Source organism: Aerococcus viridans (assembly GCF_002871935.1).
GTDB classification, from domain to species: Bacteria; Bacillota; Bacilli; order Lactobacillales; family Aerococcaceae; genus Aerococcus; species Aerococcus viridans_B.
In genome coordinates, this window is the sequence record NZ_PNHQ01000008.1 from 1 (window position 1) to 23,939 (window position 23,939).

The following is a 23,939-nucleotide window of genomic DNA, read 5'->3' on the forward strand; positions in this document are numbered from 1 at the left end:
TCTCCTATCTATTAGTTGTCGTTAACTTAATGATAATGGAATCCTCGTTTTTTGCGAAAAAAATTGGACCAATGACTTTTTTAGTCATCAGTCCTATATATTGTAGAGCCAAGATAATCTTCATGACTTAGTCTTTGTCCTACACGTTACTAGAAATTTTTCTCAAGTAAATATGAAAAATCTGTTTCATCAATCTTCTCTACCAGTAATACACCATCCCCTAATGGTAAGACAGAAGTCTTCAGATTAGGATGTCCCACAATTTCCTCTAATAACAAATTCAATTTTTTATGGATTTTTCGCACACGTTTACGAATCGTATCCAACTCATTAAAGACAGTTCCCCCCTGGAATATATCATCAATCATCAAAATACCACCTACTTCAAGGCGATCCATGATCAATGGAAAGAAATCAAAGTATTTTGCTTTTGCTGAGTCTAACAGTGCAAAATCATATGTATCTGTTAAAGAAGGTAATACATCTTTCGCATCGCCCTCATGAATCGTCACTCGATCCGCTACACCTAATTTCTTAAAGTTTAGCTTGGCCGCTTCTATCATTTTATCATAACGATCAATAGTATCTAATGTCCGCTCTGGATGACCGTAAACCATTAATGATCCCGAGAAACCAATCGCCATACCAATTTCTAAAATTTTCTTTGGTTGTTTGATACTTAATAGAAAGTCTAAAAATACAGCAGTTTCGTGTGGGATAACAGGAACCCGATTTTCATGAGCATAATCTTCTAAAGCCTTTAATGGTGCTGGAAATTCACTTTGTCTGGTACGCATAAAATTTAATACGCCCGCTTCTACAACTGGTCTGTCCATCATTTCATTTTGAATAACTTTTTCTTTTGTGTTATTTGTTTCTGTCATATTTACTCCTTTAGTTGAAAAAAGTCCGGAAAAATTCCGAACTTCAAAGTGCTATTTATTTTCTTCTTCGACTACTCCATCTTCTGTTAATTCATCAGCTTCCATTCTTTTAACTTGAATACCACGGATTCTACCATTCTCAACAGCAGTAGTCATTAGCTTATAATTTTCTATTCGAATAACTTCCTCTGCTCGGTCTTCAGGAAAATATCCTAAAATTTCAATCATATAACCTGCGATGGTATCTGATTCATCAGATTCTACCCCTGTTTTAAATAACTGGTTAAATTTATCAATCGGCATAATACCATTGATAATATAGGTTGTATCGTTAATACGTTTATAAAGATGGGAAATTTCATCGTACTCATCTTCGATATCCCCGACAATCTCTTCGATCAAATCTTCAAGCGTTACTAACCCTACCACACCATTATATTCATCTTTGATGATCGCTAAATGTTGATGATTTTTCTTAAAATCGAACAATAAATCATCTATAAAACTTGTTTCAGGTGCAAAAAATGCTGGTTTAACAACGTTATTTATTTCAATATTTTCGAAACCAACTTTGCGTGCTTCACGCAAAATATCCTTTGTATGAATAATTCCTATAATATCATCTTTATCATCTCTAAACACTGGTACCCGTGAATACTGCGAGCTTAATATGTCGTTTACGATTTCTTGACTATCATCTTCAATATCCACCATAAATGTATCTGTACGAGGTGTCATCACTTCTCTAGCTAATTTAGTATCTAAAGATAATACACCTTGCATCATTTGAAACTCGTCACTATCAATAACCCCTTCACGACGTGAGGAATTAATAATTCCTTGAATTTCTTCGCGTGTAAATTGTTGACTATCCGCAGAAAATTCGAGTGGTGTGATCTTCTTCAGTATATTTGTTGATGCTGTCAGTAACCAGACAAACGGTTTGAAGAAAGTTTTTAACATGGAAATAATGCCTGCTGACTGTCTAGCATATGATTCAGGTACTTGTAAGGCTAATTGTTTCGGATATAACTCACCTAATACTAATGTAAAGTATGACAAAATTAATGTTACTGTTGCAGTAGCAATCGTTTCCCCTGCAGGGATATCAGTTAAGTAAGGTAGTAAATACGAAACGAAGGTAGTGGATGCTGATGCAGATGAGAAGAAACCTGCAAAAGTAATCCCTACTTGAATAGTGGATAAGAAATCATCAGAATTTTCAAGAAGTTTTAATACCTTCTGAGATTTAATATCTCCTTCTTCCGCCATAGTTTCTAGTTTTGAATGGTTCACGGAAACAAATGCCATTTCAGCCCCTGCTAAAAAAGCATTCACCAATGTTAAAATAATAATTAATAGTATCTGTCCACCTACGTTTGAGGCCCCAGGATCTCCCATAATATCGAATTCTCTCCTTCTTATATACAAGTATAATAAGCTAATTTTAGTATACAACCATAGGGTTTAAAAGGCAAGATTTGCCTTATAAGTATTACTAAAAATTGGTGTATTCATCGACTCTTTATAGTTTTTTTTTTGATAAAAATTTTAATTGGCCAGCTCTTCTTATTCAGCTTTTTACTAGTAAATTCATGAAGTAAGCGAATTTGTTCAGATGACTAAAAAGACCTCGCACGCATACGAGGTCTTAAACATTTTAAAGAATCGTTTGATTATTTAGTTTTAGCTGGGTTGATACGATTAGCATATACGTCAGCTGAAGAATAACGTGTATCTTCAAAGCCTGTAAACGAATCAACTGGGTCAACGCCTTTGAATGCTTCAGGTCCTTGAGCTAATTTGTCGACTAAGATTTCAATATTGAATTCTTTATCGTCGTAAGCGTTGATGTAAGTTTGTACTTGAGGCACATCTGCCAATGCAAATGGATGATTCACTGATACATAAATTGTAGGAATTTCGTTTACGTAGAATGGAATATCCGGTGTACCTTTAGATGCTGGCCATGCAACACGTTGTACCGTACCTGCAGCAATCTTAGCCAAGTTGATCACTAGATCATATTGGTCTGTTAATTGAGCAATTGGTTGTTTTTGAGCATAAACGTTTGCAATCGCTGCTGCACGTTCAGCTTCAGGTAACTTCATAATACGCTCTTCTGTTGATTCCCAAATCGTTACGTTAAAGCCACGTTCTTCCATTTTAGCTTTCATAATATCTACTGGAGACTCTTTAGAAGCAATCATCGCACCGAATCCGCCTTTAACACCTTCGTTAAGTACTAATAACACAGACTTATAGCGTTCAGGAGTTACTGGGAATATATCTGGTTGTTCATTTTTAACTAAAGTAATCGCTTGGTCTGCAACTTCACGAGCCATTTCTTTGTGTTCGTCTGTACCAATCTTAGCTAAGGCTTCTTCTTTAGGTGCTAAGATTTGAGTACGATCAACTTTGTGTAAGCCTAATTTAGCACGTAAACCTAATGTACGAGAAATTGCATCATTTAGGCGTTCATCGGTGATTGTACCATTTTCATAACCAGCTTTCATCCATGCAAAGTCTTCATCTGGATCGTTGAAGAATAAGAACATATCACAACCAGCTGCAATAGCAGTAGGTAATGCATCTTCACGTTTTAGCGCACTTGTGAATGCAACCATGTGTGAAGCATCCGTAATTACTGCACCATTAAAGTCTAACTCACCTTTTAATAAGTCAGTTAATAACTCACGTGATAATGTAGCTGGTAAATTTTTCTCAGATAATGAAGCTGATGGATTTACTTTTTCTACATATGAAGGTAAACCGATGTGTCCAGCCATGATTGCCGGTAAACCTGCGTCGATTAATCCTTTATAAACTTTACCATATGATGCAAACCATTCTTCTAGTGTTGAGTGGTTTGTTGCAAATGATAAATGGTGGTCACGTTCGTCGTTACCATCACCAGGGAAGTGTTTCGCAGTCGCAAGGATACCTGCTTCTGAGATACCTTTTAAGTATGCTAATGAGTTTTCTAAAACTTTTTCTGTGTCGTTTGACCAAGTACGTACTGAGATAATTGGGTTTCTCCAGTTTTCACTAATATCTACGATTGGTGCAAATGACATGTTACATCCGATTGCAGCAGCTTCAACACCAGCAATACGCCCCATTTCATAAGCGTATTTAGAGTCATTAGTAGCCGCAATTTTCACTTCATGACCGATATAAGTCCCGTCATTAGCGGCACCATCACCACCAGCTTCAGTGTTCGCTGCAATTAATACCGGATACTTAGAGTGGCCTTGCAATACTTTATTTTGTTCGTAAACAGTATCTGCGTTAGATTTGTTGTAACGAACCCCTGAAATGTGGTAAGTATCTAATACATCTTTTAAATATTCAGGTTCAGTACTCGCACCCATATTGAAGAATAATTGTCCAATTTTTTCGTCAATTGTCATATTAGCGATTGTATCTTCAACCCATTTGACAGCTTCTGCATCTAAATTATAGGGTTGTTTTGTTAAATCAACTTTAGCCATGTGAAATATTCCCCTTTCAAATGAAGTAAACGCTTACTTAACACTTATAAACGCTTACAAATATTTATCAACAAAAACATTATAGCAATAATTTCAATAAATGTAACCCCTTTTATCGTTTTTTGTTTATTTTATTTAATATTTTTAGCATTTTTTGCAATGTTTTAACCTTATTATAATCTTTAGCATGATTTTGTCATTTTTATGATATAATAAGTTATGAATACAATGAAAGAGCGAGGTCATACATATGAACATCCGCGAATTAAGTATTAAGCGTGAGGACGTTAAATATGTCACCGAGGCGAATACTTTACAAGAAGCTTTAGACATTATGAAAGAAAATAATTTTCGGTCCTTACCCATCTTAAGTCAGTCCGGAACGATGTATCGCGGAAACATTTATCGACAACACATTTATAAACGACTATTAAATGGTGAGTCTTTAGATGTATCGGTTACCCATCACCTAAAAAATGCGACAAAATACATCTATACCAATTCAACCCTTTTTCAAACAATTTTTGCTATTCGAGACCTACCTTATATTAGTGTCTTGAATGAAGACCATACCTTTTATGGCATCCTAACCCACCGAGCGTTTGAACGTGGTTTATTCAAGGCATGGTCACTGGATGAAGATGGTTTTGTTTTAACTATTGAAGCAAACCAGGAAGATCAAGGTGCACTAGCAGTAATATCACGAATTATCGGTCGTTTTGCATCTATCAATACGGTTGTTACAACCGTTGATCCTAAAACTGATCTATCCAACATCATTATTTCATTAAAAGGTGACTGTTCTCACCAATCACTTGAGAAAATTATTACAAGGATTGAACGAAAGAACTACAAGATCCTTTCAGTAGGTAATACAAAATCGATTGCCTTAAGTTAAATAGGAATATACAAAAAAAGCCTAGCCCTTTGACTGTTGTTAAGCAGTCATTGGACTAGGTTTTAATTTACTTTTATGTTTGCAAAAATGCATTGGTCGCTTTTTCCTGGCCAATTGTAGTAATCTCACCATGTCCCGGAAGAACTTGCGTTTCATCCGGTAGGGTTAATAAATGCCGCTTGATACCAGTAATTAATGTGTCTTGGTCACCGTGGGCCAAATCAGTTCGACCAATGGTACCCTTAAATAAAGTATCCCCAGCAATGACAAATCCGTCCTCGGCAAAAATATAAACTACGGAACCTGGGGAATGCCCCGGTACGTGGGCAGTTTTAAAAGTGAAGCCAGCCACAGAGTGTTCACCCATTTTGTCCCAATAATGGGTACGGGTTTTAGGAATACGGGTTTGCTTGTCTTTCAACCAGTCGGCTTCGATGATATGCTGCCATACGTCGATATTATACCGCTCGCGAATCGCTTCTACGGCACCGATGTGGTCGAAATGGGCATGCGTCAATAGGATAGCTACTGGATGTAACTGGTTGTCAACGATAAATTTTTCAATTGTATCTGCTTGATCACCGGGATCAATAATCAGCGTATCCTTGTTGTCTTTAACAATAAAGTAAGGATGTTCTTGGATAGGTCCAACTGTTAATTGATATACATGCATGTGCGTTATCCCTCCACCTTTATTAGACGGTTATCATATATCTTTTCCCGCATATTTTAGCAATCATGAACTAAAAGAACAAGGCATTATCCTTCCATCAACTTGTGGAAATTTAAGCGCTTGTCTAGGTAATAGAACAATGGGGCAGTAATACCCATAATGATGATTTCACTTAGGAAAGTAGTCAAGTAAGTGAACCAGAATGGGAGATGAATCACCCAAAATAATTCGAAAGCTATAATGAAGATCATCACTGAGAATACGAGACTAATGATGACCATACGTTGCTTAGTATCTTTCGCAAAGCGGAATAGGTACTCTGCCACTAAGAATGATAATAAGGTATGTAGTGTACCAAATACGATATCATAAATCCCTAGACTCGCTGAAAATAGTAAGTTAGAAAGAAATACGCCAATGACAACTCCCCATTTATAGTCTTTATGGAAAACAGCTAAGTGGTTTAAGCCTTCCGATATGCGGAATTGGATGGCACCAAATCCCAAAGGCTGGACAAAATACATCAAGACAATATAAACAGCTGTAATCATGGCTGAATTCACCAATTTTTTCGTTTTCATATAAATGCCTCCTAGTTTTTTTTTGTTGGATGGTTGCGAACAACAGTTATAAAAATACCGTAAAACAAAGGATAACTCAAGAAAAATATGATTTTAAAAAAAGTGTCTATTAAAGGAACAAAATGATTAAGCTGATATCGCAGTGTTATTAAATGTTCAGTTTAAACCAAAAAAGCAGCGCTGACTTGATGGCAAGCACTGCTTTTATATTGGTTACTCTTCACTTGATGTTGGGTCCTTTGTTTCTTCGTTGACCGCTTCATCGAATAAGTAACCTGTTTCCTCTACATATGCCTCTTTTGATTCTACTTCTTCAACCACAATATTATCGGTTTGTTGGTCTTTCACTTTTGATCGTTTAATTAAACGTGGATTCACACGTTTAGACCAGAATCCACCATGGATATATTTGGCATCATAAGATAGGTAGAATGCTTTGGGATCAATTTCCTCGATTGTCCGGTGCAAATATACTTCATTTGATCTAGGCGTTAGAATCGTTAAGATCAACCGATCACCATCACGACCGTAACCCACTTGGATGGTAACACCATAACCACGTTCACGTAAAGCGCTAGCTAAGGTATGGTCATCATTTTGCACATAAACTTCGACAACTGAATAACCCAAGGCGAGTTTGTTTTCAATTATCATTCCACAATATATGCCAACACCGAAACCTAAGGCATAAGCTATTAGGTAAATCGGATTAGATAAATATTGCATTACCATAGATAGTCCTAGAGTATAAATCGTCACCTCTATAACAGCTATTGCCGGCGCAATTTTTTGATAACCACGTATGGCTAATAGGGTTCGTATGGTATTCAACATGATATATATCAAGTTGATGAGAAGGATTTGCAGTAATAAACCCCAATCCATTAACTCATCCTTTCATTTGTTGCTAGATTATTTGGTTGATGAAGGGTCTAATCGTTTTTCAATTATACCTAACAACCAGTCAGCTAGGATTGACATCAGTGAAATTGGGATAACAGCTGCGATGATAATAGAAGTACCATCTGAAGCATTTACACCACGTTGCAATACGTCACCAAGTCCACCGGCACCAACGAAAGTACCGATTGTAGAAATCCCGATACCTGTAATAAAGGCATTACGGATACCACCCATAATCACTGAAAGCGCTAGTGGCAATTCAACTTTATAAATCACTTGCCAAGGGGTCATTCCCATCCCTTTACCAACATCTACCATTGTATCATCTACACTGATAACACCCGTATAAGTATTTCTCAGAATTGGTAAGATTGAATATAAGAAAATGGTAAATACAACCAAGTTAGGTCCTAGCCCCATCACCAACATTACTACGGATAGTAAAGCCAAGTTAGGTATTGTTTGGATAATATTCGCTAACCCTAAAACAAAGGCTGATGTTTTACGCTTGTGTGCAATAAAGAAGCCTAACGGTACTGCCACAATGATCGCAAACACTACCCCGTAAGAAGTCATAAGTAGTTGGCGGAAGAATTGTGATAATAGATACATCCCATTTTGCTGGAAATAATACCCAATCTGTTCAAGTAAATTCAATTGTGTCACATCTACCATTATTCTTCACCTCCTAATTGCGTTTTGGAAATAGGTTCCAAGTATGGTTCCTCATCTTCAAAATAGTTGTTCTCTTCTAAAAAGCGTTCTGCAACAATCTGAGGCTCTAATAAATACTGGTCACTTTGGAAGTTTAACTCTTGCATTGTTTCATTCGGTATTTTATTAGCCAATTTAGCAAAAATAGCATCCAATTCAGGATATTCTGCTCTAGCTTCATTGGTTACAACTGCCGCACCATCATAAGGTGGGAAAAGTCGTTTATCATCTTCAAGTACAACCAAGTCTTCAGAAATGATACGGCCATCAGTTGAATAACCTAAAACAACATCTACTTCACCAGAAGAAACTGCTGAATAAACCAACCCGATTGTCATTGGGTATAATTCTGGGAAATCAAAACCATAGATTTCTTTGAAAGCTTCATACCCATCACCTTCACGGTTTAACCAAGTATTATCTACCCCAACTGAAAATTCATCCGCATATTCTTCTAAGTCAGACACAGTCTCTAAGCCGTACGCTTCTGCATCTTCACGGCGAACCATGAAGGCATAAGTATTCGCAAAGCCATAACCTTGTTTGTACCAATTCATATCAAATTGAGAATCGAATTCTGATACAACCGTATCTAAGGCAACTTCAGGATCTGTTTCAGCTTCCAAACCTAGTTCACCCGTTAGTGATGTCCCTGTATAGTTTACTGCTGATACATTGGCATCGCCTGTTTCAAGCGCTTGATGGTTCATTGTTGATGAACCTAAGTTAGGAATGATGTTCGTCGGTGCGTCAGTATAATGTTCCACCATCCCTTCAACAATGTAGCCTAAGATTTGTCGTTCAGTTGTTGATCCAGAAACAATGGAAATCCCATTTTCAGATGATCCTCCTAGTCCAGGTAATGAACAAGCTGTTAAAATAATTGTCGATAAGACAGCAACAATCGATGTCTTAAGATATTTCATTTTACGCAAGTGATTCATCTCCTTTCTTAGAAGAGGTTGTCGGTGTAACCCATTCCTCTATGCGCGCCATCACTAGGTCAACAACGATTGCAAGGATGGTTACAGGAATCGTACCACCTAAAATTAAGTCCGGTCTAAATAGGTTCAATCCGTTAAAGATCATATCCCCTAGGCCGCCACCACCGATATATGAGGCAAGTGTTGTCCAAGCAATAACATAAACCGTCGAAAGACGAATACCTGCCATAATAACTGGTACCGCAAGTGGTAGTTGCACTTGACGAATAATTTGCATTCGTTTCAACCCCATTCCCCTAGCAGCATCTAGTAGATCTGGATTTACATTTGACATCCCTAAGTAAGTATTACGCAGAATCGGTAACAGCGAGTAGATAAATAAGGCGACAATTGCAGGCACCTTACCAACGCCTAAGAAGGGTATCATTAAAGCTAGAAGCGCTAACGTTGGAATTGTTTGTAAAACTGACACAATAGAAATCACTACATTAGCTACTTTTGGTACTTGTGAAAGAAAGATACCTAAAGGTACAGCCACAATAACACCCAAACCTAAAGAAATCAGTGACATATAAATATGCTCCCAGAGTAAGCGAATGACTTCACTACCTTGACTGGCAAAAAACTCTTGCATTATTTATCAGCTCCTTCAGTAGTCGCATCAATTGGGTGAGCTGCTGTTGTTTCTGCATTTTCAAATACGGGTTCATCAGTTAACTTGTCGATTTCTTCCTCGTCACCCCAAATTGAGTTGTAAACAAGATTTACTAACGCTGAACGTGTAACCAGTCCAGTTAAATGGCCTTCACGGTCTACCACTGGCATGTTAGGAATACGACCTTTTAGGATTTGTGTAGTTGTATCTTGCACTAAAGCATCTTCAAATACTGGACGAATCTTCGTATGCATCACATCTGCAACAGATAAACTTGAATTTGCAGCCCGTGAAGCCACATCATTTAAGGTCAATAGACCTTTTAGATGGTGATCATCATCGATGACAAATAATGAATCGACGTGATTATCACGCATGATTGTAATTGCTTTGGCTAAAGACATACCCAAGGTGGCAGTTAATGGTGTTGTTAACATGATTTCTTTTACTGTAATGAAATCAGTTTGTGCTTGCATTAAGCGTTCTTCACCTAAGAAACCACGTACGTGTTCGTTAGCTGGATTGCGTAAGATTTCATCTGGCGTATCATATTGGATTAGTTCACCTTCATGCCATACTGCAATATGGTCAGCTAAGTTTAAAGCTTCATCCATATCGTGCGTTACGAACACAAAAGTTGAACCAAATTCAACTTGTAGTTCTTTTACTAATTCTTGTAAAGCATCACGTGTAATTGGGTCCAAAGCCCCAAAAGGCTCATCCATTAAAACAATTTTTGGATTAGCAGCTAGGGCACGAATGACACCAATACGTTGCTGTTGCCCCCCTGATAGCTCACTTGGATAACGGTCTAAATACTCAAGTGGTAACTCCACGCGTTCCATTAAGCGTTCTGCAATTTCTCTATTTTTCTTTTCATCCCATTTTAGTAAGCGAGGTACTGTTACGATGTTGTCATATACAGTCATGTGTGGCATTAATCCTGTTTGTTGGATTACATACCCAATACCTCGCCGCAATGCTACCGGATCTTTTGATGTTGTTGGTTCTCCATCAATCAGAATTTCGCCTCCTGATGGATCATGCATGCGGTTAATCATTCGAAGTGCTGTTGTTTTACCAGAACCAGATGTCCCAATAAAACATACAAACTCACCATCATCAATTGTCAAAGAGGCGTCTTTAACAGCGGTTGTGCCCCCTGGATATACCTTTTCGACATTCTTGAACTCTATCATCACTTAGTCCTCCTAATTTTTGCCTTTTATAGAAAAAGTCTCTTATAACTCTATCAAAATTTGAAAAAATGACCAAATTTATAGCGGTTTATTTAACAAAAAAGGCGACAAATCCGCTTTTTCAAGAAGTTAACTTGGCAATTAACAATGTATAAGTTATAAGGAATTGTTCGCCTTTTTTATGACTAAAATTAATTTTTTGAATATACAATAATTGTACACTTTAAATGTAAAAATCGTGAAAACTGATAGCTACAATATTTACCATACGCTAATAGGGATAATCACGCTTATTCAAACTAATCCTCAATAATAACCGTTGCAGTAGCGTAATGGTCAGTGTGACTGATGGTAATATGTACTGGCGTAGCTACTTTGTCACAAATAATAATCGGTTTCCTCTGGTCATTATTTGAAACTTCAATATCACGAAAATGCAACTGACTCGAAATACCGGTTCCATAAGCTTTGGCAAACGCCTCTTTAGCCGCCCAACGACCAGCTACAAATTCTACTCGTCGTTTCTCATTGTGAATATCAGTGTAAGCAGCCAATTCATTTTCTGTTAGTAATTTCCCCAAAAAACGAGAATTGTTGGCAATCGCCTCCTTAATCCGCGCTGTTTCAACTAAATCTGTTCCTAAACCAATAATCATGGGCCTCTCCCTATTATCTATTACGATATTATTTATATATATTTTAACGTATTTAGTTCAAATCTGCATCTTTATGCGTACGCAAAAAAACAGGCAAATGAAGTACTTTACCTCACTCACCTGTTTGATTGGGTCGAAAGTCAGACTTGGCCGATACTTCACAAAATACTTTAAACACTTACAGTGTTTATTCGGCTTTTGCTCCAGCGCGGTACAAGTCTAAATGGCTTTCGTCACACCTTACTAACGAATTTTAAATTCTGCTGATTTTCTTTTAGATTGTTTATTACCACCGTATGATTTTTTTCGGTCATAATTGTTACGATTTTTATCTTTAGCGTTACCTTTGTAGCCACCTTTACCATTACGGTCACGATTTCCACCATTGTGTTTACGGTTTGACGCATTGCGGTGGAAGTTACGCTTATTGCGGTTTGGCAATGGACGTTCAGGGGTGATTTCTACTTTAACAGAAGAAGGATCTTTCACCAATGAACGTACTAAAGCTAATGCAATTTCATCTTCAGTGTAATTTTCTGACAAGTAAGTGATGGCATCTTGATACATATCAGTATTGTCAACTTCAGTTAACGCTTTTACTACTTCAACCACATTAGCTAATTGTCCACGGAAGGCTTCTTGGGTTGTAGGTGGACGTAGGGGCGACATTTGTTTCTTGGTTAAGTTTTCAATTGTACGTAGGTATGACATTTCATTGCCTGTAACAAATGTTACTGACATACCTTCCTTACCAGCACGACCTGTACGACCAATACGGTGAACGTATGATTCAGGATCTTGTGGAATATCGAAGTTGTAAACATGTGTTACACCTGATATGTCTAAACCACGTGCAGCAACGTCTGTTGCTACTAAGATATCTAATTTACCATTTTTAAAGTTTCGTAAAACCCCTAATCGTTTTTCTTGACTTAAGTCACCGTGGATTCCTTCAGCTGAATAGCCACGTTCAATTAATCCACGTGCCACTTCATCAACGCGACGTTTTGTACGAGCGAAAACGATTGACAATTCAGGATTATGTACGTCAATAAAACGTGTTAATAAATCAAATTTTTCGTAGTCCTTACAGCGAGTGTAGTACTGGTCAATTAGGTCCGCAGTCATTTGTTTTGTTTTAACATGAACGGTTACGGGGTCTTTCATGAAGTTATCAGCAATCCGTTTGATTTCTTGCGGTACTGTTGCAGAGAAAAGTAGTGTTTGACGCGCTGTTGGTAATTCACGAATAATGGATTCAATATCTTCAACAAAGCCCATCTTCAACATTTCATCTGCTTCATCTAATACTAAAGTTTCCACAGCATTCAATTTCAACACACCACGCTTAATTAGATCTAAGATACGACCCGGTGTACCAATCACAACTGGTGGATTTTTTTTCAATAATTTAATCTGGTGTCCAATTGACGCCCCCCCATATACAGTGGCGGTATGGATACCCTTGAATTTACCAAGACGGTATAATTCTTCACCTGTTTGCACAGCTAGTTCACGAGTTGGTTCAATAATTAAGGCTTGCACGCCACCATTTTCATGAACTTTTTCTAATAATGGCAATCCAAAAGCGGCTGTTTTACCAGTACCTGTTTGGGCTTGTCCAAATATATCTTGTCCCTCAAGTCCCATCGGAATCGTCTGTGCTTGGATGGGTGTTGCTTCCTCAAAACCCATATCTTCAATTGCGCGAAGCAGTGGCTTTGATAGATTCATTTCATTAAATTTCATCTAGTCTCTCCTTTTTCTACTTGAGTGAACGATTTATCTCTGTGAATAAGCTTTCCACATAACAAAAATAGCCGAGTATGCCAAATGCATCAGGCTCGACTATTTCCAACTGATATTGATTACTTCAGTAGTAGAACCTCCACTACTCCTCTAAATATACTCAAGCTAAATCACTATAACACATCTAAACGCGTGGTACAAATAAAAAGCACAAATCTCACTAGAGTTTAATTTAAGTTATACCAGCTGTTACAGGCTAGTTCTCTTCTGGTGTAGGCATTTTTAACGCTTCTACTACTTCAATTAACCCCATACCATTACTTGCCTTCACTAAAATTTTATCCTCCGGTTGTAAGATAGCTTTTATATCTTCAATCAAAGCTTGCTTATCTGACTCAATGTAAGTAATCAAGTCTGGGTGGATGCCTTTTTCAATCAACGCATCTACTAGTGGTCGAATACGTGGACCATATAAAAAGATATGTTTGAAGGTATTTAAACCAATAACAGTTGCAATTTCTTTATGTAAATCATCAGAGAAAGTCCCTAACTCCAACATATCCCCCAAGACAAGAATTTTTTGTGACATACCTTTTGAGGCAATAGCAGAGAAGTTACGAATAACGGCTTTCATAGCTGAAGGACTCGCATTATATGTATCGTTTAATATCTGTGTTTCTAAAATACCACGTTCCCATGAACCCCGATCTGCTGTAATCGAAAAATCCGCTAGGTTAGGACGCACTTGCTCTAATGATAAACCGAATGAATAGGCTACACCTAAGGCATACAAGGCGTTTTGAACATTATAACCACCTGATAATGGAATCTCCATTTTTAACTCTGGGGATAAATTGGTATAAAAGGTCGCTTGGAATTGGTCCATCATCACATCAAAAGCAAAAATGTCTTGACCTTCATTTAATCCAATCGTCAACGTCGACTGTGGTAAGTCTTTAGGCATTTGATCCACGATTAAAGGTTCTTCACCTGGATAGATGAATGTACCGTCCTCTTTTAAGCCATCTAAAATTTCTAGCTTAGCTTTGGCAATATTTGCTCGTGAACCTAAAAATTCAATATGGTTTTCACCGACCATGGTAATCACAGCCACATCCGGTTCTGCCAGTTGACTCAGAAAGGAAATTTCCCCAGCAGCAGACATCCCCATCTCTAAAACAATCACATCTGTATCTTCTGGCATATCTAAAATTGTTTTTGGTAGACCAATATCATTGTTATAGTTACCATTGGTTTTGTGCACTTTTAAAGCTGCCGATAATGCAGCTGCGGTCATATCTTTTGTCGTTGTTTTACCAGATGACCCTGTAATACCAACGACTTTTGGCTTAATCCATGATAGATATGCTTTCGCAAATGCCTGCATAGCCACAAGAGTATCTTCTACTTGTATGATTGGAAAATCAGCCGGCGCTTCACTTGGATCATTAGACCACAAGGCCGCAACTGCCCCATTTTCAATGGCTTTATCAATATAAGAATGGCCGTCAGTCGCCCCTTTTAAGGGAACGAATAGGGCCCCAGGGGTAATTAACCGCGAATCAAATTCTACTGAATTAATTTCCGCCAAACGAGCTGTCGATGTGAAATCAATTGCATCGACGGCTTTTACGATATCTTTAATTTGTGTGGGTTTCATACTTGCCTCTCTAACTACTAAAGGTCGCTCAATCTTGCTTCCAGCGCCTTAGCTACAATAGCTGCTTTTCTTCAATGTTTCATTAGACTATTTAGATGACTTATTTAAGGTATGCTATCAGAATGACTACAGTGACTGCTGAATACTTTTCTTCTTATTATAGCGACTTAACCCTAATTGAATCAATTCTTCTAATAAATCCGTATAAGATTTTCCACTCGCTTCCCATAAAGCTGGGTACATAGAGAATTGCGTAAATCCTGGTAAAGTATTCACTTCGTTAATATAAATTTCACCAGATTCAGTTAGGAAAAAGTCCGCCCGCGATAAACCTGACCCATCTAGGGCTAAGTAAGCTTTTCTCGCAAAGTCTTGTAATTTAGCAACAGTCGGCTCATCAATCGCTGCTGGAATTAACATTTCAGTTGTATTGTTTAAATATTTCTCTTCATAATTGTAGAAACCTTGTCCCTTAGCTAATTCACCTGGAACTGAAACAAAGATTTCGTCATTACCTAAGACCGCCAACTCTACTTCACGTGGGTTCTGTACACTTGCTTCTACTAGGACGCGACGGTCATAACGGAAGGCTAATGTTAAAGCTGCTAGTAACGACGCGTCATCAACGGCTTCAGATACCCCAACACTTGAACCCATATTTGCTGGTTTAACAAAGACTGGATAAGCTAAGGCATTTGTGACTTTTTCAATAGCTAAAGTTTGGTCTTTTTCCCAATCATAAGCTGATAAAGCTACAAATGGTACTTGTGGTAAGCCTGCTTGGTTGAATAAGTGTTTTGATACGATTTTATCCATCCCTGCTGCAGAAGCTAAAACGCCTGCTCCTACATAAGCGATATTTAAACTTTCAAATAAGCCTTGAATTGTACCATCCTCACCATTAGGGCCGTGTAAAGCAGGGAAAACAATTTGCTCATCCCCTTCTTTCAAGACATCTGTGGGTACAATAGCTTGCCCAACTTGGTCTAGTTGGAAGTTTGCTGAAGCATCTGGTTTTTCAGTCATGCTTGTACCCTTAAACCAGTGACCTTGTCTATCAATGTATACCGGTGTAACGGTATGGCGATCATATTGTATATTTTGCATGATGGCTGTTGCTGTTAAGATAGAAATATCATGTTCCGCACTTTTTCCACCAAATAAAACGATAATTTCCATGAAAATGTCCTCCGTCAATTGTCTCTAGTATTTTTATTTACGCTTGGAAGTCCCAAGTTTCTGTTGTTAAATCGTAAGTGAGTCTACCTAATAATAAGTTGGATGTCTTGTCTGTTTCAACAAAGCGTGGATTGTCCTCAGCTAAATATACGCTAAATGCCCTGTTGTTGGGGCCAACACGGTCAGATCCTTCAAAGGTAATGATAATACCATCATGGCTTAATCGAGCTAAATGGCTTAATATAGGCTTAGCTGGTATAGGTACCGATTTGCCTTTTTTTACTACGGTCTTCTTACGGAACAAAAACATTGACTTTTGCTCTTGTAAGTTTGCCATTACTTTATCTGCCAATACATAACCGAGTTGTTTGAAAAAGTCATGGATATCACGGTAGTACATTTTAGTTGTTGGATATGAATTCGGATAAGTTGAACCAAAGAAGGTAAATCTATTCCCTAATTTATAAAAAGTTGGCTGGTTCAATGGTGCATCCGTATGGCCTAAAAATAACAGTTCCGCAATTTCTTGGTCGGACAGCTGCTGGAATAGGGATTCATATTTAAAATCAATCCACTTAGTCTGGACCTGGGCTCCATTAGCTTGTTCATCAATAAAAGCTTTCACAGCCTCATGTCCACTCACGATATGAAAACGCGTAAACTCATCAAATCGACCTAGATTATTAGGATTCTTGATGAGTAACAAGTTATTTGGTATGGTATTTACCGCACGCGTAAAATATTTTAAACCCACGCCCAATGATTGCACCTGATTTGAGATTGGGTTTGTAAATATGTATATATAATCATTTGTCACAGCTGTGCACCTCTTATTCCAGTAAATATTTTAACAAATTACGTTTCAAAACACTATCTTTCATCCCATAAAAGCTTTAAAATACCAATGATTGATAGTCAAATCTTTAAGGAGGCTTTTCAACATGCACTTGATTGCATCTCCATTGCAAAAACAATTCTACACTTATTTACCTAAATCACCAATATATAAACAGTTTTCTGTCGAAGATTTACCAATTTCTTATCATAATCTGGTCAACCAACAAAATGGGGGTTATACCTCTCATAGTTATGTCGTCAGCAAACGCCCTAGTCGCGATGCTTTAACCGCTGTCTACATTCCTTTTATCGCCGGTATGTACGAGCAGAAACCAACCGCTGATTATCAGCTACCAAGTATCACTCGGCAAAATGACTTTATCCATCGTTCTAACGTCCCGGAAACAGGTATTATCTTTTATGAAGACCACGACCGGGTCGCGTACTTTGATTTTGCCCAATTAAATGATAAGGGCGAACCAGCCGTCACTTATATGGATGTCGGTTTAGGCCAAACCATTAGCTTAGCGCCAGACTTTGCTTCATTCTTAGACCTGTTTGAATACCGATTCCTAGGATTACCCGCACCAACTTTGGTATCATACCACCGAGTAAATGCTGCCATCCTACATGCGCAATCCTTTGAGGAAATCTTCAACCTACTCGCACTTTACGGACCACTATTAGGTCAGGAATGGCAAAATGATTGGCAAAACTTGCTGGCTCACTTTGTCACTAGGCCTTTTGATCAATTCCAAACAGCCTTAAATACCTACAGTCAAGGTCATAAATCAATTTTATCGATATAAAGTACTACCGATATATTAGAAAACGGCTAGCCTAATTAAAGCGCTAGCCATTTTCTTTATCTATGTATACTTATTTATTAAACTTATTGGAATAAAGCTTGAATATCTTCCGGTGACTCATCAAAAGCCCACGTTTCTATTAAGTTTCCTTGAACAATCCACCGTTGGGTAAGATCAGCTGTACAAGTCATCAAGGTAATAATTGGGTCCCCTGTTATATCTTGAGAAATGTACTGTACTTGGTCTGGATTCACTGCTTCAACAAAAAAAGTATCATATACGTAAACATTCGTTAAATCACTCAGATAAATTTTATCTCCAACTGTCACTGAATCGGAAATATTATTCAACAAGATATCGGTGCCATAACCTATATGATGGCTAGCCAAAGTATAATTTCCTTGGCCCATTACTTGATCTGGAAACATTGTGCCGGCACCAGAAACCATCGCCGCATCAGACATTCCTTTAATTACTGCAGTATTTAAATTAGCATTTGGAATAGCGACCGCACCTAATACATCTAAGTCTGCTTCACCTGATGCAATATCTGAGCGCACCTGGTTAACTTCTGCTGCTGACACATTCCGAACTTCATTAAAATCAAACTGGCCATTCGACTGGTCCGCCTGGTTGTCCTGAATTTCTTCAGCCGTATAATTAGTCACTGCTACATCTCGTTGATTTAAATAAACTTGTACTATTGGCCAAGCCTGGTATACCATCATCACAATCCCCACTAGCAATAATAGCAGACCTAAAATCCTGCGAAATCCTAGCTTTTTCATCAATTAACACCCACTTCTAAATCTTACTTACTGTTTTCTAAATTCATTATGACACATTTTCCTATACACCGCTATTCGCCCCCTTTGTCATAAATTCAATCCACAGACCAGCATCTGACTTTTACCCAAGTTATACACAGCACTCATAAAAACTCCCCCTAATTTATCAAGTTTTCAACCGATTTCATCTAGTTTACCCACAGGTTGTTGATAACCTCTATTTTATTTACACAGATTTTACACAATAATCACCTATTTACCCACAACGTTATCCACAAATCCACAGAGAAAGGGAAAAAAAGAGGCTGGGACAAAAATATCTCAGCCTCTCTATGCTATATAAGAACGTATATAATTGGCTTCCAAAAGTCAGCATTATTCACCTTATGGTCCAGTACGTCAATGCTAAACGACTTTTGTCTCACCTTATTTTAACTGCTATATTGCAAATGAATGTAGTTTTCAGTTGAAATACCTATTAAATACAGAATCTTATCCCCAGATTATAAATATTGGATATTTCTAGGGAGATACAATTCAAAACAACAACTAAATACTATACTCACCGATTCGGTTCCAGTTTTTATCATGTAAAATAATACGTGCTGGTACCCCAACAGCGGTGGCATACGGTGGGACATCATGAATGACGACTGCATTAGCCCCTACTTTTGCATGATGTCCAACTGTCACATTACCTAAAACAGTCGCATTGGCCCCCACTTCAGCATCATGTTGAATGGTTGGATGGCGTTTAGCCCCTTTATCATTACCAGTACCACCCAAAGTGACCCCATGGTATAACTTTACCCGGTCGCCAACTATTGCTGTTTCACCAATTACAACACCCATACCGTGATCAATAAATACATTTTCGCCAATTTGGGCTCCAGGATGAATTTCAATTCCCGTATCTTTACGGGTTTCTTCTGCCATTTTTCGAGCACCATAATAATCTTCTTGTAAGTAAAGTTCTCGTTCAGCGATATGTCGAATGACTGCCTGAAAACCAGGATAAAGAAAGACTTCTTCTATAGACTGCGGTGCAGGATCATGATCATAAATGTATTGTGCAAAGTCACGATGGGCTTCATTTAATTCATCACTCAGCATGCCCATCACCAAATTGGCCGGTGGATAAATAACGTTCTCCAGAATCTGGGAAAACCGTCACTACTACTTTACCCTTACCTAATTCTTTAGCTAAAGCTTTGGCAGCTACGTAGTTAGCACCTGATGAAAAGCCGGCAAAAATACCTTGTGTTTTCGCTAATTCTTTAGCAGCAGCAATCGCTTCTTCATTTGAGACGGTCGCTACCTTATCTAAGGTTGATTGGTCTAAGACATCTGGAATAAAGTTTGCACCTATTCCTTGAATTTTATGTGCTCCTGCCTTACCTGCTGTTAATAACGGTGAATCAGATGGTTCTCCACCCCAGATTAAGGTAGCTGGATTTTTTTCTTTTAAGATATGACCAACACCGGAAACTGTACCACCAGTACCAATACCAGAAACGAAGCCATCAACATTTGGTAAGTCTGCTAAAATTTCTTTTGCAGTCGTTTCCTCGTGAGCCTTCACATTGGCTTCGTTAGTAAATTGTCCAAAAAGCACACCGTTACGTTCAGCCGCAATTTTCTCAGCTGTCTCACCTGCTAATGCCATACCGCCTGATTTATCCGTCAACACGAGTTCCGCACCATAAGCTTGGATCAATTGACGACGTTCAATACTCATTGATTCTGGCATCACAATAACAACGTGAATACCTAAAGCTGCACCAACCATCGCTAACCCCACACCAGTATTCCCTGATGTAGATTCCACAATTGTCCCGCCAACGGCAACTTTACCTGAATCTAATAAATCTTGCACAATATACTTTACTGGGCGATCTTTAACAGAGCCAGATGGATTGTTTTTCTCTAATTTGACATAGATATCTGCCGAATTTTCATCTAAACCATTAATTTTGACTAAAGGTGTGTAACCAATCGCATCTACAATATTTTCAAATAACATAAAAAATCCCTCCAAATATAGACCATCGTCATTTTTGATTACTTGCTTTCACGCTACATTATGCTGCATTTCTTAGGAGCCTCTTACAAGTTTTTTATAACAGAAAGACAAGTCAACTATCTATCCGAATAGTACCCTTTTCGCTCCCCATAAGCAATTGCTTTGCTCAATTTTCGATGAGGAATAATTGAAGTATTTTGATTGGTTTGATCTATCAAAACATACGCATATTCATTTTGATTTTCATTTACTCAGGCGTATGATGGAAATACAATATACATTGGAGGTAGCTATGGACATTCGATTCGCACAAAAACAAGATATTACAGACATTTTAAAATTACTAGCACAAGTCAATTTAATCCACCACCAAGCCCGCCCGGACATTCTAAAAAAAGGAACTAAGTACACTTACGAAGAGGTTGCAACAATCATCGATAATCCACAACGACCAATTTTAGTCGCTGTAGAAGACAACCATGTACTTGGATATATGTTTGGTATTTTCCAAGAAACTACAGAAGATAATATACTAGTAGCTGAGAAATCTTTATACATCGATGATATCTGTATTGACCAAGATGCCCGTGGAAAACATGTAGGCCAAGCACTTTATCAAGCAACAAAAGACTTGGCCACTGATACCGGATGTCGTCGGATTACCTTAAACGTTTGGGATTTTAACGATTCAGCCAAATCTTTCTATAAAAAAATGGGCATGCAGACTTTTAAAACGACTTTAGAAGATATTTTATAAACAATCACAACGACTTAACAAACTTGTTAGGTCGTTTTCTTTTAGGAAAAAATGAATCCATGTCATCAAAAAAAGTAGCCTCCACTCGGAAAGCTACCCTAATCTTATATGGATTAAGTTCAATTTTTTAAGCTAAATTATAGTGACTAATCTTCTACGGCAACTGCTTCAATCTCTACAAGCGCCCCTTTAGGAATCGCCGCAACTTCAAAAGCTGCACGAGCAGGGGTTACACCCGTAAAGAATTCAGCATAGACTTCATTCATCGCCGCAAAATCATCAATATTATCTAATAAAACGGTTGTCTTTACTACATTAGACATATCCAATCCTGCTTCCGCTAAAATAGCTTGAATATTGGTTAATGATTGACGGGTTTGCCCTTGAATATCAGTAGCCGCAAATTCACCCGTTGCTGGGTCAATGGGTAATTGCCCAGATACATAAACAGTGCCATTCACACTAATAGCTTGAGAGTATGGGCCTAAAGCTGCAGGTGCCTTTTCAGTTGCAATCGCTTTTTTTGACATAGATAATACAACTCCTCTAATTTTATTTTAATCTTCTATATACATTATTCACTATATTAGGGAAATTGTCGATGCCTAAATCGTAAAACTAATGCCGACCAATTAACCAGTCAACAGTTCAAGGATCATCATGGTCAAAGAAAGCAGATTCTTCCATATCTAAAGCTTCTATCTTAACTATATCTTCAGTGTGCAATTTAAAGTCATAGATAGCAATATTTTCTGTCATACGTTCTGGACGAACAGACTTAGTTAAGGCAACCACACCTTTTCCCCATGCAAAAAAAGAGTACCCAGCACGGATACTCCTGAAAACTGAAAAATTCAGTCTTTTTATTATTCTGCAGCGTTGTTGTCTGTGAAACCGTATTTTTTGTTGAAACGGTCCACACGTCCATCGGCTTGTGTGAATTTTTGACGTCCAGTGTAGAATGGATGTGAGTCTGATGAAGTTTCAACACGGATCAATGGGTAAGTGTTGCCATCTTCCCACTCAATTGTTTCAGTAGAATTAACTGTTGAACCAGATAAGAATTTGTATCCTGTACTTGTGTCCATAAATACTACTGGATGGTAATCTGGATGAATTTCTTGTTTCATTTGTACATACTCTCCTTTTCGCCCTGAACTTCTGCAGCCCAGAGATTATTTTTAACATAACACGAGTAGTCTACCATAGTGTACTATCACTTTCAAGTAGATATTTATGATTTACTTTTATTTTTTCCTTTCGATAAAAAGACATCAAGGCGGTCAATAAACTGGTCATTCGTCTCCGTCTTCTTCATTTCTTTCAGCATTTCATTGGTATATACCAACATATCGCCTTTCATCGTTTGACGTAATTTCCATAAGACTTTCAAGGTTGCTTCATCATGTAACAACTCTTCCTTACGCGTAGATGAACGACGAATATCGACTGCTGGGAATACGCGAGACTCTGCTAGGTCACGAGATAGATGAATCTCCGCATTCCCTGTTCCTTTAAATTCCTCATAAATCATATCGTCCATCCGTGAACCAGTATCCACTAAAGCTGTTGCTAGGATTGTCAGCGAACCACCATCTTCAATATTACGCGCTGACCCAAAGAATTTCTTCGGCTTGTAGAAGGCAGCTGGATCAATACCTCCAGATAAAGTTCGGCCACTAGGCTTCTCGACTAAGTTATATGCTCGTGCTAAACGAGTAATAGAATCCATTAAAATGACTACGTCACGTTTATCTTCCACCAATCGCCGCGCTCGTTCTAACACTAATTCCGCAACCCGTACATGATTTTCAGGCCGTTGATCAAAAGTAGATGATACCACTTCACCATCAATCGAACGCTCTAAATCTGTCACTTCTTCTGGTCGTTCATCAATTAAGAGCATAATCAACTCAACATCCGGATTATTCGCAGTAATCCCGTTGGCAATCTCTTTCATCAGGACTGTTTTACCTGCCTTTGGTGGTGCTACAATCAAACCACGCTGACCGTAACCAACTGGCGCAATCAAATCAATCATCCGGGCAGATAAACGTCCAGGTGTTGACTCCAACCGCAACTGTTCATTTGGGTACACCGGCGTCAAAGCAGGAAAATGTGCACGCTCCTTAGCTTCATCCGGATCTTTACCATTCACTGCATACACATGCATTAAACCAAGATATCGCTCATTCGCCTTCGGTGGACGCGCCGTACCCGATACCAAATCTCCATTCCGCAAACCAAACCGACGAATCTGAGAATTCGAAATATATATATCTTCCTGACTTGGCGAATAATTAATCGAGCGAAGAAAGCCAAAATCAGACCCCGTAATATCAAGCACACCCTCGACATTCATAAAGCCTTGACTCACCTCTTGCGCGCGCAAGACAGCCATAATTAATTCCTTCTTATTCATTTGACTATAATACGGCACCTTATATGCCTTTGCATATTGGTAGATTTCCTTCAAAGTCATAGCCTGCAAACTATGCAACTTTACTTGTTCTTGCTCATTTGATGACATAAAAAA

24 protein-coding genes, 1 pseudogene and 1 riboswitch are annotated in these 23,939 nt (G+C 38.2%); of the genes and pseudogenes, 3 read left to right on the top strand and 22 right to left on the bottom strand.

Features of this window, described 5'->3' with window-relative positions:
• Positions 1-149: 149 nt before the first annotated feature.
• From CJ191_RS04210 to CJ191_RS04220, 3 genes are all read right to left on the bottom strand, one after another.
• A complete protein-coding gene (locus tag CJ191_RS04210) occupies positions 150-851 on the bottom strand; it encodes an O-methyltransferase (RefSeq protein ID WP_180960932.1) in 702 nt (233 codons plus the stop codon).
• An 84-nt stretch (positions 852-935) separates the two neighbouring features.
• The gene (locus CJ191_RS04215) at positions 936-2,285 is read right to left on the bottom strand and encodes a hemolysin family protein (protein ID WP_102199077.1); all 1,350 of its coding nucleotides are present in this window, start codon (positions 2,283-2,285) and stop codon (positions 936-938) included.
• Between the two features lie 275 nt (positions 2,286-2,560).
• Positions 2,561-4,378, bottom strand: a complete 1,818-nt coding sequence (locus CJ191_RS04220) for a glycoside hydrolase family 3 protein (RefSeq protein WP_070468830.1) — start codon at positions 4,376-4,378, stop codon at positions 2,561-2,563.
• Positions 4,379-4,628: 250 nt separating this feature from the next.
• Between CJ191_RS04220 and cbpA the strand changes: the two genes are divergently transcribed.
• Positions 4,629-5,276: a cyclic di-AMP binding protein CbpA gene (gene cbpA / locus CJ191_RS04225; protein ID WP_070468828.1), complete on the top strand. Its 648-nt coding sequence runs from the start codon at positions 4,629-4,631 to the stop codon at positions 5,274-5,276.
• 73 nt (positions 5,277-5,349) lie between these two features.
• On the opposite strand, the gene CJ191_RS04230 is transcribed toward cbpA, so the two are convergent.
• The 12 genes from CJ191_RS04230 to CJ191_RS04285 form a co-directional block, all read right to left on the bottom strand.
• Positions 5,350-5,949, bottom strand: a complete 600-nt coding sequence (locus CJ191_RS04230; RefSeq protein WP_070468826.1) for an MBL fold metallo-hydrolase — start codon at positions 5,947-5,949, stop codon at positions 5,350-5,352.
• A gap of 86 nt (positions 5,950-6,035) precedes the next feature.
• Positions 6,036-6,530 carry a QueT transporter family protein gene (locus CJ191_RS04235; RefSeq protein WP_070468824.1) on the bottom strand — a complete coding sequence of 165 codons (495 nt, stop codon included), beginning with the start codon at positions 6,528-6,530 and terminating at the stop codon, positions 6,036-6,038.
• 5 nt (positions 6,531-6,535) lie between these two features.
• Positions 6,536-6,580: riboswitch (PreQ1 riboswitch) on the bottom strand.
• Between the two features lie 163 nt (positions 6,581-6,743).
• Entirely contained in the window at positions 6,744-7,415 is a 672-nt protein-coding gene (locus tag CJ191_RS04240; protein WP_102199078.1) for a DUF2179 domain-containing protein, read from the bottom strand.
• A gap of 27 nt (positions 7,416-7,442) precedes the next feature.
• Positions 7,443-8,108, bottom strand: coding sequence for an ABC transporter permease (locus tag CJ191_RS04245; protein ID WP_070468820.1), 666 nt, complete (start codon positions 8,106-8,108; stop codon positions 7,443-7,445).
• Positions 8,108-9,091: an osmoprotectant ABC transporter substrate-binding protein gene (locus CJ191_RS04250; protein ID WP_083272812.1), complete on the bottom strand. Its 984-nt coding sequence runs from the start codon at positions 9,089-9,091 to the stop codon at positions 8,108-8,110. The genes CJ191_RS04245 and CJ191_RS04250 overlap by 1 nt, the downstream gene beginning before the upstream one ends.
• Positions 9,075-9,725 carry an ABC transporter permease gene (locus CJ191_RS04255; protein ID WP_070468817.1) on the bottom strand — a complete coding sequence of 217 codons (651 nt, stop codon included), beginning with the start codon at positions 9,723-9,725 and terminating at the stop codon, positions 9,075-9,077. Before CJ191_RS04255 ends, CJ191_RS04250 begins: the two co-directional genes overlap by 17 nt.
• Positions 9,725-10,945: an ABC transporter ATP-binding protein gene (locus CJ191_RS04260; protein WP_070468815.1), complete on the bottom strand. Its 1,221-nt coding sequence runs from the start codon at positions 10,943-10,945 to the stop codon at positions 9,725-9,727. Before CJ191_RS04260 ends, CJ191_RS04255 begins: the two co-directional genes overlap by 1 nt.
• A 299-nt stretch (positions 10,946-11,244) precedes the next feature.
• Positions 11,245-11,601: a holo-ACP synthase gene (gene acpS, locus CJ191_RS04265; RefSeq protein WP_070468813.1), complete on the bottom strand. Its 357-nt coding sequence runs from the start codon at positions 11,599-11,601 to the stop codon at positions 11,245-11,247.
• 243 nt (positions 11,602-11,844) lie between these two features.
• Positions 11,845-13,350, bottom strand: a complete 1,506-nt coding sequence (locus CJ191_RS04270) for a DEAD/DEAH box helicase (protein WP_070468811.1) — start codon at positions 13,348-13,350, stop codon at positions 11,845-11,847.
• Positions 13,351-13,606: 256 nt separating this feature from the next.
• Positions 13,607-15,010 (bottom strand): UDP-N-acetylmuramoyl-tripeptide--D-alanyl-D-alanine ligase, encoded by a 1,404-nt coding sequence (locus CJ191_RS04275; protein WP_102199079.1) that lies wholly within the window; start codon positions 15,008-15,010, stop codon positions 13,607-13,609.
• A 126-nt stretch (positions 15,011-15,136) separates the two neighbouring features.
• Positions 15,137-16,189, bottom strand: coding sequence for a D-alanine--D-alanine ligase family protein (locus CJ191_RS04280; RefSeq protein ID WP_070468807.1), 1,053 nt, complete (start codon positions 16,187-16,189; stop codon positions 15,137-15,139).
• Positions 16,190-16,226: 37 nt separating this feature from the next.
• On the bottom strand, positions 16,227-16,943 hold the full coding sequence (locus CJ191_RS04285) for a hypothetical protein (RefSeq protein ID WP_257994124.1): 717 nt from the start codon (positions 16,941-16,943) through the stop codon (positions 16,227-16,229).
• 187 nt (positions 16,944-17,130) lie between these two features.
• Between CJ191_RS04285 and CJ191_RS04290 the strand changes: the two genes are divergently transcribed.
• Complete coding sequence (locus tag CJ191_RS04290; protein ID WP_102199081.1) at positions 17,131-17,835, top strand: SMI1/KNR4 family protein; 705 nt, start codon at positions 17,131-17,133, stop codon at positions 17,833-17,835.
• 83 nt (positions 17,836-17,918) lie between these two features.
• On the opposite strand, the gene CJ191_RS04295 is transcribed toward CJ191_RS04290, so the two are convergent.
• The 3 genes from CJ191_RS04295 to cysK all read right to left on the bottom strand — a co-directional run bounded on the left by CJ191_RS04295 (position 17,919) and on the right by cysK (position 20,646).
• Positions 17,919-18,623, bottom strand: a complete 705-nt coding sequence (locus CJ191_RS04295) for a class A sortase (RefSeq protein ID WP_070468803.1) — start codon at positions 18,621-18,623, stop codon at positions 17,919-17,921.
• Between the two features lie 549 nt (positions 18,624-19,172).
• On the bottom strand, positions 19,173-19,736 hold the full coding sequence (gene epsC, locus CJ191_RS04300; RefSeq protein WP_102199082.1) for a serine O-acetyltransferase EpsC: 564 nt from the start codon (positions 19,734-19,736) through the stop codon (positions 19,173-19,175).
• Entirely contained in the window at positions 19,726-20,646 is a 921-nt protein-coding gene (cysK, locus tag CJ191_RS04305) for a cysteine synthase A (protein WP_102199083.1), read from the bottom strand. Before cysK ends, epsC begins: the two co-directional genes overlap by 11 nt.
• Before the next feature lie 292 nt (positions 20,647-20,938).
• Here cysK and CJ191_RS04310 point away from each other — a divergent pair, with 292 nt between their 5' ends.
• A complete protein-coding gene (locus tag CJ191_RS04310; RefSeq protein WP_070468800.1) occupies positions 20,939-21,403 on the top strand; it encodes a GNAT family N-acetyltransferase in 465 nt (154 codons plus the stop codon).
• A 146-nt stretch (positions 21,404-21,549) separates the two neighbouring features.
• Here CJ191_RS04310 and CJ191_RS04315 read toward each other — a convergent pair whose 3' ends face one another.
• The 4 genes and pseudogenes from CJ191_RS04315 to rho form a co-directional block, all read right to left on the bottom strand.
• The gene (locus tag CJ191_RS04315) at positions 21,550-21,933 is read right to left on the bottom strand and encodes a RidA family protein (RefSeq protein WP_102199084.1); all 384 of its coding nucleotides are present in this window, start codon (positions 21,931-21,933) and stop codon (positions 21,550-21,552) included.
• A gap of 118 nt (positions 21,934-22,051) precedes the next feature.
• A pseudogene (locus CJ191_RS04320) lies at positions 22,052-22,204 on the bottom strand (aldo/keto reductase); the annotation flags it as partial.
• A 65-nt stretch (positions 22,205-22,269) separates the two neighbouring features.
• The gene (locus CJ191_RS04325; RefSeq protein WP_070468798.1) at positions 22,270-22,533 is read right to left on the bottom strand and encodes a type B 50S ribosomal protein L31; all 264 of its coding nucleotides are present in this window, start codon (positions 22,531-22,533) and stop codon (positions 22,270-22,272) included.
• 104 nt (positions 22,534-22,637) lie between these two features.
• Complete coding sequence (gene rho, locus CJ191_RS04330; RefSeq protein ID WP_070468797.1) at positions 22,638-23,933, bottom strand: transcription termination factor Rho; 1,296 nt, start codon at positions 23,931-23,933, stop codon at positions 22,638-22,640.
• Positions 23,934-23,939: the final 6 nt, after the last annotated feature.